The organism is Euzebyella saccharophila (assembly GCF_014855495.1).
GTDB classification, from domain to species: domain Bacteria; phylum Bacteroidota; class Bacteroidia; order Flavobacteriales; family Flavobacteriaceae; genus Euzebyella; species Euzebyella saccharophila.
Map to the genome: position 1 here is coordinate 242,787 of NZ_JACYFJ010000001.1, position 13,023 is coordinate 255,809.

Genomic DNA, 13,023 nt, shown 5'->3' on the forward strand with positions numbered 1-13,023 from the left:
GTTACCAATAGGGTTATTGTAATAACATCCGCCCTGGGCCATTTTTAGATTTTTCACATGAATTCCGATTAAAGCTGCTAACAATTTTGGTTACAGAATTTTAAGTATAATCTTTTTGGAGTTCAGCCCTTTATAAAACCATAGTTTAAAATACGGTATTTCAATTCATGAAGGAGCCCACTAAAAATACTCCAACAGTGCCACGACCCCATTATAGGAAATAATACATGCAAAAATCAAGGCCAACAACAGGCCCAGATTGATGATTTTTGGGGTTTGATGCCCTTTCATCAGTTCTTCTTTATTGATAAGAATCAAAATTCCAACAATAACCAAAGGAAGAACAAAAACATTGAAAACTTGCGACAATATCTGCATTTCCACGGGGTTGGACCCAAAAATAGGTACGATCAGGGCGAATAGACAGCCAATGGCGGTAATCCCCTTAAACTGTTTGGAACTGGTATCCAATGCACCGGATTGGTAATCGGAAATCAAAATTGGAACAATCAACAAAATAGGAAAGATGGAGAAAGGGACATGTATTGCCAGAAAATGTGAATCGCGATTTACCCTTGGCCGTGAAAGCCATTCAAGACACCGGTCTTAAGCATAGCCTTATAACAACAAGCGTATTGGATGCCCAAAACGAACTGGAGCAGACTATTCTCCAAGCCGCTAGTCGACTGGGAATTAAACATTACAGGACTGGTTGGTTATCCTATTCACAAGAAAAGCCGATTCTCGATCAAATGAATATCTTTAAAAGCAATTTGTAACATTGAACCAAATCAACAAAGAATTAGATATAAAAGGTTCTTATCAAAATCACTTTGGAAAACATGTAGGAGCCCCCATTTGGGATTCTTATGAATTGCTTAAAGACCTTACTTCTGAACACTTGGGAATGCAGTACGATATAAGACATGCGGTGGCTGAAGCAGGCGGAAGTTGGGAACTCGGTCTTCACCTAATTAAAGACCATATCAATACCATCGTTATAAAAGATTTTAAATGGGGACAAAAAAACGGGAAATGGAAACCTATCAATACCCCTTTAGGGGAAGGAATGGGGGATTTTAAACGCTACTTTTCATTACTCAAAAATATGGTATTAATGTACCTGTTTCATTGCACCTAGAATACGACCTAGGTGGTGCTGAACATGGTGACACAAAGCTGAGTATTGATCATAAGGAAGTTTTCAAGAGGATGAAAAAAGATTTAGTTTTTCTTAGAAAAACATGGGAAGAGGCCTCCTAGTGCTACCAAATAAGGCGCAATCTAGCCTAAAGTCAGGACAAGCTTGAAAAACAAAAAATCCGACACTTTACAGTATCGGATTTCTATTTAGCTCCCCCTCTTGGGCTCGAACCAAGGACCCTCTGATTAACAGTCAGATGCTCTAACCAACTGAGCTAAGGAGGAATATTATATATACCTTTTAATTAGTTTTTCGCTAATCTCAGAATATTTTATCAAATTTTGAAAATATTCTGCTTTTCAAAAGAACTTTTTCACTCTGCCTCTAACCTCCCGATAGCTATCGGGATGAGCTAAGGAGGAATTTCAATCACTTTAATCGCTTAAAGCGGGTGCAAATATAATCGTTTTTTTATTTGTGCCAAACAATTTTTTCAAACTATTTTCCGCTTAACCAGCGGTACAAATCATTTCCGTTGGCAAAGAGAATTAAAGCCAATAATAAAAAGAAACCTACCATTTGGGCATATTCCAAAAATTTATCGCTTGGCTTGCGTCCCGTCACCATCTCATACAGCAAAAACATCACGTGTCCGCCATCAAGTGCAGGTATAGGTAAAAGGTTTAGAACTGCCAACATAATGGATAAAAATGCAGTGGTACCCCAAAAGATTTCCCAATCCCATGTTTCCGGAAATAATCCTCCAATAGCTGCAAATCCTCCCACGCCTTTATAAGCGCCTGTATCTGGGTTAAAAATTTTCTTCAACTGTTTTAAGTAGCCCGTTACCGTATTGACTCCTTTGTCAAAACCCGCTGGAATGGCCTCCATGAAACTATACTTACGAGTCTCTATTTTAAAATATCCCATACGCTCATACTCCTTCATAGTGGCAGCAATGGCAATACCCAATTTGGCATCCTCATTTACCTGAGCCTGTAAGGTCTTGGTTTGCCCATTTTCACGCTTTACGGTAATACTCACTTCCTTACCCTTATAGGCTTCCAAGATAGGAACCACCTCATCCATATAAGAGGCACTCTGTCCATTAATGGACACAAGCACATCATTCTTTTGAAGGTCAATACCTTTGTTAGGAGAATCCGGTGCTACTTCTTGAACTATAAAAGGCTGGCGAAAACTCAAAAACCGGGCCTTTTCCTTATCATCGATCAAGGTGGAAATAAAATCGACCGGTATTTCACGTTCCATTACCTCCCCATCCCTTTCGATGGTGATACTGTTACCATTTACGATTTCAATAAAAACGGTGTTGAAATCCTCAATTTCATTGCCATCAACCGCTAAAATCTTATCTCCGGTTTTAATCCCTAGTTGGTCTCCAATTTCAGGAACTACCACCTGCACACCGTCCTTTAAGCTATCCGCAGGGATGATTTGGTCCCCATAGACAAATGCCATTCCAATATAGATGATAAACGCCAGGATAAAATTCACGGTTACCCCGCCAATCATAATGATAAGACGTTGCCATGCCGGTTTGCTTCTAAATTCCCATTCCTTGGGTTCTTCCTTCATAGCTTCGGTATCCATACTTTCGTCTATCATACCGGCTATTTTCACATAACCTCCCAACGGCAACCAACCAATACCATAAACGGTTTCGCCTATTTTCTTTTTAAAAAGGGAAAACTTGACATCAAAAAACAGGTAAAATTTCTCCACCCTTGTTTTAAAAAGTTTCGCCGGAACAAAATGTCCTAGTTCATGAAGAACGATCAACAGGGAGAGACTTAAAAAAAATTGAATGGTCTTGATCAGTATAGGATCCATCTAGGTTTTCTAAAATTAAACGCACAAAAGTAAGGTTTTACACCCTCTTAAAAAAAGAAAGTTGCCGCCCCATATCATTTTAAGAAACTTTTAGTAAGCCCCTTAACTATCGCATCTTGATAGCTTTGATGTACTAACGTATCTTTGCAAAAAAGATTATGCGCTCGTTTTTTGCCCAGTTCAAAATATTTGGTGCGGTTTTGTTGGTTCTATCGGCCGTAATCGTCTATTTATTCTATAATGCACTTCAGCCCAAAGAAATCCTAACTATTTACCAACCCTCTATGGTAAATCCGGAATTGGTGGATAGCACCTTACAATACAAAAAAAAATATCACACCATTGCAGATTTTTCACTTGTAAACCAAAATGGCGAAACGGTCACACAAAAAGAGTATGAGGATAAAATTTATGTGGCCGATTTTTTCTTTACCACTTGCCCTACCATCTGCCCTATCATGACCAAGAATATGGCGGAAATTCAAGAAAGAATTAAAAACGAAACAGACGTGATGCTGCTCTCACATTCGGTCACCCCTCAAATTGACTCCGTAGCACAACTTAAAAAATATGCGATTGAAAAGGGAGTAGATGACAGTATATGGAATTTGGTCACCGGAGACAAAAAGCAAATCTATAACTTGGCCCGAAAATCATATTTGGCCGTAAAGACCGATGGGGATGGTGGCCCTTATGACATGATCCACACAGAAAACTTTATTTTGGTAGACAAGGAAAAACGCATTCGCGGATTTTATGACGGAACAAAAGAGGAGGATGTGGAAAAACTAATGGCGGACCTTGAAATCTTAAAGTCCTCCTACCAAGAAGATTAAATAAAGCCCAATTTTAATTTAATACGCCTAGAAGTTTTTTGAAAAGGGCTTTTTTAAAGAGGTTTTCGACATTTTCGAGAATTTTACATTATTTTTGCCTTTAATTATAATCAATCTAAATAAGATTAATGGCGACGGTCGCAGAGTTAAAAAGAGGGCAGAAAGGGATAATTAGGGAGTTTGCTAATGATGTTTTGCCCATTAAACTCCTGGAGCTAGGATGCCTGCCGGGCAACGAAATAGAACTGGTTCAAATTGCCCCTCTCAACGATCCTATCTACGTTAACGTAAACGGTTGCCATTTGGCCATACGCAGGGAAACAGCACAACTAATCGAGTTAGATCTTATTCAAGAACAGACTGCCCTATGAGCAAACAAATTAACGTTGCCCTCATAGGGAATCCCAATACGGGTAAAACATCTGTATTCAATCAACTTACCGGTCTAAAACAAAAGGTGGGCAATTACCCCGGTATTACGGTTGAAAAGAAGGAAGGTATCTGCAAATTGCCTAGAGGTCTAAAGGCCCACATCCTGGATCTTCCCGGCACTTACAGTCTTAACACTACTTCATTGGACGAAAGTGTGGCCGTTGAATTGCTCCTCAATAAAAATGATAAGGACCACCCAGATGTTGCCGTAGTAATCAGTGATGTTGAAAACCTGAAAAGGAACCTTCTTCTATTTACCCAGATCAAAGACCTCAACATCCCAACAATTTTGGTCATCAATATGTCTGACCGAATGTCTCGAAAGGGCATTACCATAGACATTCCCTTACTAGAAGAAAAACTGAACACTAAAATTGCGCTCATGAGCACGCGCAAAGGCCTGGGACTGGACCGCCTGAAGGAACTGATTGCCGAATATGGAACCATTAAAGCGGAGAAGAGCTTGGATATTTCCGTCATAGAGCCGGAATATTTTCAAAAATTAAAAAAAACTTTTCCAAAAGAAGACCTTTACAAACTGTGGCTGGTGATTACGCAGGATGTCAACTTTATGCCGGTAGAAAAGAAACGTATTAATGAAGATGCCTCTTTTTCTATTAAAACGAAATCTGAATTAAAAAGACTGCAGCAAAAAGAAACCATTCTTAGGTATCAATATATTAATGGAGTTTTAAAGGAAACCTACAAAGTGGATACCGCTGCCGCCAAGGGATTTAGGGCTTCGCTCGATAGAATCCTAACCCACAAGGTTTTTGGCTACCTTATTTTCTTCATGATACTGTTGCTAATTTTCCAGGCCATCTATTCATGGAGCGAGCTTCCTATGGATTTTATTGACGAGCTATTCGCATCTGCCAGTGAATGGATAAAAAATACGTTACCACCCGGAATGCTAACGGATTTATTAGCCGAAGGCATTCTGGCAGGTATTGGGGGCGTAGTGATATTTATTCCCCAAATAGCCTTTTTGTTCTTTTTTATTTCCCTTTTGGAAGAATCCGGATATATGAGCCGTGTGGTCTTTTTAATGGACCGGGTCATGAAACCATTCGGTTTGAGCGGAAAAAGTGTGGTTCCCCTAATTTCGGGTACCGCTTGTGCTATTCCGGCCATTATGGCCACCAGAACCATTGAAAGTTGGAAAGAACGGTTGATCACCATATTGGTAACTCCGTTTACTACATGCTCCGCGCGGCTGCCCATATACTTAATCATCATTGCACTGATCATACCCGAAGGAACCTTTCTGGGCCTTGGTTACAAGCCTTTGACCCTCATGCTCCTTTATCTAATTGGTTTTGGGGCCGCGATACTTTCGGCAATGGTTTTGAACAAAATTCTGCAAATCAGAAGCCGACAATTTTTTGTCATTGAAATGCCCAATTACAAACTTCCCTTAGGTAAGAACGTAGCATACACGGTTTGGGAAAAAACAAAAAGTTTTGTGTTGGGAGCTGGTAAGATAATTTTAGCCATCTCCATAGTCCTGTGGTTTTTAGGGTCTAACGGATTTTCGGAAGATTTCCATAAAGCCGATGAAATTGTAGCGGAAAGGATAGAAACCCAAGGTCTCACAAGGTACAACCAAGAGAACCTTGCTACGACTCTTGCAAACTACAAATCCTCTTTAAACGACAGTGTTTCAGCTGGTATTTATAACATTTCCGAAAAGGCAATTACCGATTCTGTTCGAGTTAAAGAAGAATTACTATTTCAAAATGCCTTACATCAAGAAATAGCCAGCCATAAACTGGAAAACTCCTATATAGGGTTAATGGGAAAAGCCATTGAGCCCGTGGTTAGACCCTTAGGCTACGATTGGAAAATTGGCATTGCCGTACTCACCTCTTTTGCCGCTCGAGAGGTATTCGTCGGCACCTTGGCCACAATTTACAGTGTAGGTAGTGATGAAGAGGAAACTATAAAGAACAGAATGGCGGCAGAAATCAACCCTGCCACCGGAAAACCTTTGTTCAATTTGGCTTCGGGAATATCTCTATTGCTCTTTTATGCCTTTGCCATGCAGTGTATGAGCACCTTGGCAATTGTGAAAAGAGAAACGAATACGTGGAAATGGCCGGCCCTACAATTGGTATTCATGAGTGCTTTTGCGTATATTATAGCATTGGTCGCTTATCAATTTTTAAAATAATAGAAAACCATGTTTCAAACCATCATCACTTACTTTATTGTATTAATGGCCGTTGGTTATTTGGTTAAAAAATTCTTTCTACCTCGTTCTTTGTTTAGCGCCAACAAGGGGTCTAAGAAAGCTTGTGGACAAGATGATTGTGGCTGCAGTTGATAGCACCTCCTTGCTGCTAGAGAAACTCTAAGTTTCTGCTATTGAGTTAAAAAAAGAATAAATAGCTACTAATAAAATCCAAAAAATGGCGGTAGGTTCGCTTAACTTTTCTTTTTTTGAAAAGCGTAACCTTTAATTCCACTGTGCAAAAGCCATTTAATCTTTTACTTTTTCTATGCGCTCTGTCATCCTTCTCGCAGTCGTTAAGTTCCGTAATCGTAGATTCGGCCTCTAAAAAACCGGTGCCCTACGCCACTGTACAGCTCAACAATAGAGGAATGATCACCAATGAAGAAGGACGGTTTAAATTCTCATTGGACGCACAAATTCAACCAACAGATTCCCTTTTTATCTCTTGTATTGGCTACGAAAGCATGGGGAAGCCTATTCAGGAATTCAAGGATAGCCTGATTTATTTAAAACCGAAGGCCATTGAATTGCGAGAAGTTATCGTATCGAACAAAGAGTACACTCCCAAGGAAATCATAGAATTAGTTGAAGATCATATTGAAAAAAACTACTACACCAATTACACCAAAAAAAGGGTTTTCCTTCGCGAAACGTATCAAAATAGGGTCCTAAAGACTGAATATGAAATCAAAAAATCTAGCATTGAGGCCTTTAACCGAAATTTTCTAGACAGTGTCATCAACACCGTTCCCAAAGAAAATACCTATTACACCGAAATGTTGGGCGACTTGTATGGCGCCGATGATGCCGATGAACAAAAGCTAGACCTTATCAAAGCTTCGGAACTTTTTGATAAGAACAAAGACATTGACCTTGAAAAACTGGAAGAAAAGTTCAATGACATCGTCAAAAAGAATATTAAAACGGATTCCTACTTTAAACTAAAATCAGGTTTGTTCGGCGCCAAAATTGACCCTGAAGATATGGGCGATTTGTTTGAAGAAGAAATAGATTCTACCGATGCGGCCGCCCTGAACCAAAAACTGGAGGAAGAACGTAAACAAAAGGAAGACCGCAGAAAGTTTTTCTCCAAATACAAACGGCAAACCCTAGGCAACCTATTTGCCAACCTGCCTATTTTTGACGATTCTGATTATAACATTCTATTCAAACCAAGGCGTTACGAACTCACACTGGAAAACTTTACCTATTTGGGCGATCAGGCGGTGTATGTGATTAAATATGTACCTGACGGTTCGCCTGAATTTCAAGGTACGCTCTATATCAACTCAGACGACTTTGCCCTTATCCGAATGGATTTTGAAAACACCGAACCCCTTCGTGATTTTAGTCTTTTGGGGGTTTCCTTCAATGAATATCTCGCAAAGGGAAGCATCATCTTCGCGAAGGGAAGCGACCACAAATATCACTTACGCTACTACAATATTATTAAGGGGGTGCAGGCCGGTTTTAAACGCCCCTTGGCCATCATTGAAAAAAACAAAAACGTAAAAGGTCGTCGCAAACAAAACGAGCTAAAATTGAAAGTAGATGCTTCTTTTGGCAACATCAACCAATATGAATTGGTTGTTTTTGACGAGGAACCCATTAACGAAGAGCAATTTGAATACTTTAAAGAAAACAATAAAGTATTACCTACCTATATGCCCAATTACGACCCCAATTTCTGGAAGGGCTACAATATAATCGAACCCAACAAAGCCATTAAGGAATTTACCTCGGAAGTAGAATTTACCGATTAAATCAAATTACGAATTAAGTTGTAAAGCAAAAGTGCCCAACCGGCCACCAATAACAAACCGCCCAAGGGTGTGATGGGGCCCAAAAATTTCCATTTTTTGCCTTTGGCGCTGCTTAAGGTCAATCCGTAAATACTAAAGGAAAAAAGAATTACCCCAATAATGAAGCAGTAGACCATGGCTGCTTGATGGCCAGTATCCAAATTAAAATTGAACCCTACCATTAACAGAACCAAAGCATGGTACATTTGGTATTTTACTCCCGTTTCAAAGCTTTTTAGCTGATCTTTGGTAAAGATTTTTTTTAGGGCGTGGGCACCAAAAGCCCCAAAAATTACGGCCAAGAGACCAAAAAGAGCCCCAAATATTTGAGCGAGCAGAACCATCATTTATTTTTTTACAAAGATAGAAAGCAAAAAAAGACCGACCTCCATCAGAAATCGGTCTTTTAACAGAAAAATATTCCATTATTCTTCGTCGTAGAAAAACTGCTCTTTTACAATTTTACCATCTTTCACTTCGTAAACAGCTATTTCGGACATTTTTGAACGCTGCCCCGATGGTTTGTGAGTGGTATCCATATCGAATCTAACGGAAAACCAGTTATTGGCCACTAGCGGCTCTGAAACTTCGGTGTTGTGCACCTCAAAATTTTCTTGCCACCACTCCCCTTTTTTCTGTATTCCCTCAAAACCTTCCACATAGGCACCTTCGGCTTTTCCGTCATTTTCAATACTTACAATTTTAGGGCTATACAGTTCTTGATATGGTTTTTCAAAATCTCCTTGTTTGCACCATGACACTAATTTTGAAGCAATTTCACTTGTTTCCATCTGTTATTTTTTAATTGATTACAGTCTCAAGGTACATCATACTAGACTGATGCACAAAAAGCTCCGTAAAAATTTGATGTAAGTTTAAAGTACGAAGGCCAACTAATTTGGCTCAAGTGGTAGTTTACTTGATAACTGCTTAAAGAGTTGCTCGGTTTCCACCGAATCCTTCAGGTTAATGAAGATTTTGATAGAATCGTGGTGTACCAGCTTTATTTTGGAGTTCTCAATGTTGTCTGCAAAGACATATACTTTTTTGTCGGTAAGGGAATCTTTGAACTCCCTAAAGACACCTTTTTCCTTGGCAAAGGCCGAAAATCCGTTTAGGCGTTCCATTGGCGGGATGCGTTCTTCCAGCAAAACACTATCCAAATCAGAAAATTTAATTTTCTGGTAGTAAAATCCAGACATTACCCGGAAACCCTCATTATCCGTAGAGGTCCAATTTTTAAAGTGAAGCACGAACGCAAACAAACAGATAATTACGGTAATTACAGCTAAAATATTCCAAAACCAACCGCGGCCTTCTTTCATAGGGTCAACTTTCAAAGTGTTCTACAGGTACTATACAAACGTACAAAAGCCATTAAAATTTTTGTGTCCATAAAATAAATTCTAGCTGTTATTCAAGTCCGTTTTTAATGCATGTAGGTTCCCAATAGCCCAAAATCATTGACTATCTTCATATCAAATTTTGTAATACATATCATGGGCACCAAAACCGTTGAAGATAAAAGGCTAGAAGAACACTATTCAAAGAAAAAAGATTGGCTTAAATGGGGGCCGTATCTCAGTGAACGTCAATGGGGAACGGTTCGGGAAGATTATAGTGCCAATGGCGATGCGTGGAACTACCTTCCACACGACCATGCCCGCAGTAGAACCTACCGTTGGGGCGAAGATGGTATCGCAGGAATTTCAGATAGGTATTGCAATATTTGTTTTGCCATAGCCCTTTGGAATGGCAAAGACCCCATTTTAAAAGAACGCCTTTTTGGACTGACCGGCCCGGAAGGCAATCATGGCGAAGATGTTAAAGAGCTTTATTACTATTTGGAGAACACCCCCAGTCATTCGTACATGAAGCATTTGTACAAGTACCCACAGAATGAATTTCCATACGCCCAATTGGTTTCAGAAAACCAAAAGCGCGGCAAACACGAAACGGAATACGAACTGTTGGATACCGGACTCTTTGACAACAACGAGTATTTTGATGTATATACGGAATATGCCAAGGCTGGCGAAGAGGATACGCTCATCAAGATTTCCATTAGCAATCGAGGACCTCAAACGGCACCCATCAGCTTGCTACCAACCGTTTGGATACGAAATTTCTGGAGTTTTACGGGTATGAATGAAAAGCCCGTCATCAAAAAAATAGCGAATGCTAATACGGCAGGCGTTTTTGTGAAGCACGAATATGTAGGTGAATATCATTTGTATTTTGACACTCCCCAGAACTACCTTTTCACCGAAAACGAAACCAATACCGAGCGGGTTTTCAATGGTAAAAATGACCATCCGTTTAAGAAAGATCTCTTTCATGATGCAGTCGTCAATAATGATTTCTCTATGGCGGAAAAAAATACAGAAGGCACCAAATTTGCTCCTTTTTATCAAATGGAAGTTGCCTCCAGGGAAACCAAAACCATACAATTGCGGTTAAGCAAAAACTCCATTGACCAACCTTTTGATACCGATTTTGACCAGGCTTTTTCGGATAGGATTCAAGAATCGCAAGAATTTCTGGAAAACCTCACCCAAAATTCAACTCCTGAACAACGGGAAATACAAAAACAAGCTTTTGCGGGTCTACTGTGGACAAAACAATACTACAACTATGAAGTAGAGCAATGGCTCAACGGAGATCCGGGAAGCCATCCGCCACAAGAAAGAAAATGGGGAAGAAACAGCAGTTGGACCACTTTTAGAAACCACGACATTCTTTCGATGCCCGACGCTTGGGAATATCCTTGGTTTGCCGCTTGGGATTCCGCTTTTCACTGTGTGACCTTTTCCATGGTAGACCACGAATTCGCCAAAAAGCAATTGTTGCTCTTTACCAAGGAATGGTACATGGCGGCCAACGGACAAATTCCTGCCTACGAATGGAATTTCAGTGATGTGAATCCGCCGGTACAGGCATGGGCGGCCATTCAAATTTACCAAATGGAACTCCGTAAAACCGGTAAAGGCGATCTAGACTTCCTTAAACGAATGTTCAACAAACTGGCACTCAATTTCACATGGTGGGTGAACCGGGAAGATAGCCTCAACAATAATGTTTTTGAAGGTGGATTTTTAGGCTTGGATAATATTGGGGTTTTTGATCGCAGCAACGGAGTGCCCGGTGGAGGAGTATTGGAGCAAGTAGATGGCACCTCATGGATGGCGCTTTATTGTCTCAATATGTTGGAGATGGCCATAGAGATAGCTAAAGAGGATGCCAGTTTTGAAGATATGTGCATCAAATACTTCGGGCATTTTTGTTTTATAACGGAAGCCCTGAACAAAATATCCGAAGAAGCTGCCGGAGCCTGGGATGAAAACGACGGGTTTTTCTATGACACCCTTATTTTACCCAGTACCGAGCGTATCCCCATAAAAGTCCGGTCCATTTCAGGATTGTTGTCGCTCGCCGCCGTACTTAACGTTCGAAAAGAATCTTTAGAAAAGTTGCCAAGGTTTAAATCGAGTATGGGTTGGTATCGTAAATACCGCATGGAGAACAACAAATACCAAGTACTGGAAGAATATGAAGATGGCAAAGATGTGCTACTTTCCTTAGTTCCTCGAAAGCGATTGGATGTGCTTATGAGAAGTATTTTGGACGAAGCCGAATTTTTAAGCGACTACGGTATCCGTTCGTTATCAAAGGCTCATGAGGAAACGTACTCCATCAATATTAATGGCGCCGAATACTGTATCAATTACGAAACCGCTGAATCTACTACTGATTTGTTCGGGGGAAATTCCAACTGGCGCGGCCCCATTTGGATGCCTATGAACTACCTCTTCATTAGCACCTTTAAAGAATACCACAATCATTTTGAGAATAACCTGAAGTATGCCTACCCTTCCGGAAGTGACAATTACCTGAATTTAAAAGAAATTGCCTTTGAAATCAGCAAAAGGCTTATTTCTATTTTTAAAGAAGACGAAAACGGCAACCGACCTGTAAACGCACTGCACCAAGAAAAACATCAAGATAAATATTTCAAGGACCTCATTCTGTTCTTTGAGTATTTTGATGGGAATAACGGTCGTGGCGTGGGTGCCTCACATCAAACCGGATGGACGGCCCTTGTCGCCAATTTAATTGAGGAAATAAACAGGTAAAACTAACTCAAATTCAACTAACTGTCTTAATTAGAATAGCTATAAATTAATTGAAAAAATAGCACTTTAACAATGTAAATTTTATTACAGGTTTTTAAATTTTCTAATTTTAACTAACCATGGTCAAGTTAACTTGCATATTGAGCTCTTTTTTAATCCTTGCGCAAAGTCTTGGTTTTCATGCCAACGACTTAGCTGAATTGGATGAGCTTTTTAATCATGCAAAGTTCCACCAAGAAACTTACGGCGATAACTTTTTGGTTTTTATGGCCAAACACTATGGAGATTTAAAAGCGGAACACGAAAAAGAACATCGAGAAGAAAAGAAAGACCACGAAAAACTTCCCTTTCAGCATCATTGCCATAGTACAACCAGCAGTACTTACGTAATTCGTGATTTTAGCACAAACTTCCTTAAAATACAGGTTTTTGAAGTAGATGAAACCCATAATTTTTTCTACTCTAATTCTTACCACTCCTTGGAGGTGGATGAACCTTTTCAACCTCCTAGAGCAGCATAGTCATCACATAGTTACTTTTTGAATCGCCCACCCTTATAATCGGGTAAACAGCTATTTCTTACTTA

13 protein-coding genes and 1 tRNA gene are annotated in these 13,023 nt (G+C 39.9%); 8 read left to right on the forward strand and 6 right to left on the reverse strand.

Going from position 1 to position 13,023, the window contains the following annotated elements:
• Window positions 1-180: 180 nt before the first annotated feature.
• Entirely contained in the window at window positions 181-498 is a 318-nt protein-coding gene (locus IL355_RS00950) for a divalent metal cation transporter (RefSeq protein ID WP_225621075.1), read from the reverse strand.
• A 59-nt stretch (window positions 499-557) separates the two neighbouring features.
• Between IL355_RS00950 and IL355_RS00955 the strand changes: the two genes are divergently transcribed.
• Together IL355_RS00955 and IL355_RS00960 are read left to right on the forward strand one after the other, a co-directional pair.
• Window positions 558-779: a hypothetical protein gene (locus tag IL355_RS00955; protein WP_192460343.1), complete on the forward strand. Its 222-nt coding sequence runs from the start codon at window positions 558-560 to the stop codon at window positions 777-779.
• Window positions 780-781: 2 nt separating this feature from the next.
• Complete coding sequence (locus IL355_RS00960; protein WP_192460344.1) at window positions 782-1,141, forward strand: sugar phosphate isomerase/epimerase family protein; 360 nt, start codon at window positions 782-784, stop codon at window positions 1,139-1,141.
• Between the two features lie 213 nt (window positions 1,142-1,354).
• On the opposite strand, the gene IL355_RS00965 is transcribed toward IL355_RS00960, so the two are convergent.
• Together IL355_RS00965 and rseP are read right to left on the reverse strand one after the other, a co-directional pair.
• Window positions 1,355-1,428, reverse strand: a tRNA-Asn gene (locus IL355_RS00965).
• 214 nt (window positions 1,429-1,642) lie between these two features.
• A complete protein-coding gene (rseP, locus tag IL355_RS00970; protein ID WP_192460345.1) occupies window positions 1,643-2,998 on the reverse strand; it encodes an RIP metalloprotease RseP in 1,356 nt (451 codons plus the stop codon).
• Window positions 2,999-3,156: 158 nt separating this feature from the next.
• Here rseP and IL355_RS00975 point away from each other — a divergent pair, with 158 nt between their 5' ends.
• The 4 genes from IL355_RS00975 (at window position 3,157) to IL355_RS00990 (ending at window position 8,265) form a co-directional block, all read left to right on the forward strand.
• Entirely contained in the window at window positions 3,157-3,834 is a 678-nt protein-coding gene (locus tag IL355_RS00975; RefSeq protein WP_192460346.1) for an SCO family protein, read from the forward strand.
• A gap of 128 nt (window positions 3,835-3,962) precedes the next feature.
• Complete coding sequence (locus IL355_RS00980; RefSeq protein WP_192460347.1) at window positions 3,963-4,205, forward strand: FeoA family protein; 243 nt, start codon at window positions 3,963-3,965, stop codon at window positions 4,203-4,205.
• Window positions 4,202-6,439, forward strand: a complete 2,238-nt coding sequence (feoB, locus tag IL355_RS00985; protein ID WP_192460348.1) for a ferrous iron transport protein B — start codon at window positions 4,202-4,204, stop codon at window positions 6,437-6,439. The genes IL355_RS00980 and feoB overlap by 4 nt, the downstream gene beginning before the upstream one ends.
• A gap of 269 nt (window positions 6,440-6,708) precedes the next feature.
• Complete coding sequence (locus IL355_RS00990; RefSeq protein WP_192460349.1) at window positions 6,709-8,265, forward strand: carboxypeptidase-like regulatory domain-containing protein; 1,557 nt, start codon at window positions 6,709-6,711, stop codon at window positions 8,263-8,265.
• Here the strand turns inward: IL355_RS00990 and IL355_RS00995 are convergent.
• The 3 genes from IL355_RS00995 to IL355_RS01005 form a co-directional block, all read right to left on the reverse strand.
• Window positions 8,262-8,648 (reverse strand): DUF423 domain-containing protein, encoded by a 387-nt coding sequence (locus IL355_RS00995; protein ID WP_192461311.1) that lies wholly within the window; start codon window positions 8,646-8,648, stop codon window positions 8,262-8,264. The two genes, IL355_RS00990 and IL355_RS00995, sit on opposite strands and share 4 nt — an antisense overlap.
• Window positions 8,649-8,729: 81 nt before the next feature.
• Window positions 8,730-9,095 carry a nuclear transport factor 2 family protein gene (locus IL355_RS01000; protein ID WP_192460350.1) on the reverse strand — a complete coding sequence of 122 codons (366 nt, stop codon included), beginning with the start codon at window positions 9,093-9,095 and terminating at the stop codon, window positions 8,730-8,732.
• 102 nt (window positions 9,096-9,197) lie between these two features.
• The gene (locus tag IL355_RS01005; RefSeq protein WP_192460351.1) at window positions 9,198-9,629 is read right to left on the reverse strand and encodes a hypothetical protein; all 432 of its coding nucleotides are present in this window, start codon (window positions 9,627-9,629) and stop codon (window positions 9,198-9,200) included.
• 174 nt (window positions 9,630-9,803) lie between these two features.
• On the opposite strand from IL355_RS01005, the gene IL355_RS01010 reads away from it, so the two are divergent.
• Window positions 9,804-12,437, forward strand: coding sequence for an MGH1-like glycoside hydrolase domain-containing protein (locus tag IL355_RS01010; RefSeq protein ID WP_192460352.1), 2,634 nt, complete (start codon window positions 9,804-9,806; stop codon window positions 12,435-12,437).
• A 119-nt stretch (window positions 12,438-12,556) separates the two neighbouring features.
• The gene (locus IL355_RS01015; protein ID WP_192460353.1) at window positions 12,557-12,958 is read left to right on the forward strand and encodes a hypothetical protein; all 402 of its coding nucleotides are present in this window, start codon (window positions 12,557-12,559) and stop codon (window positions 12,956-12,958) included.
• Window positions 12,959-13,023 lie beyond the last annotated feature (65 nt).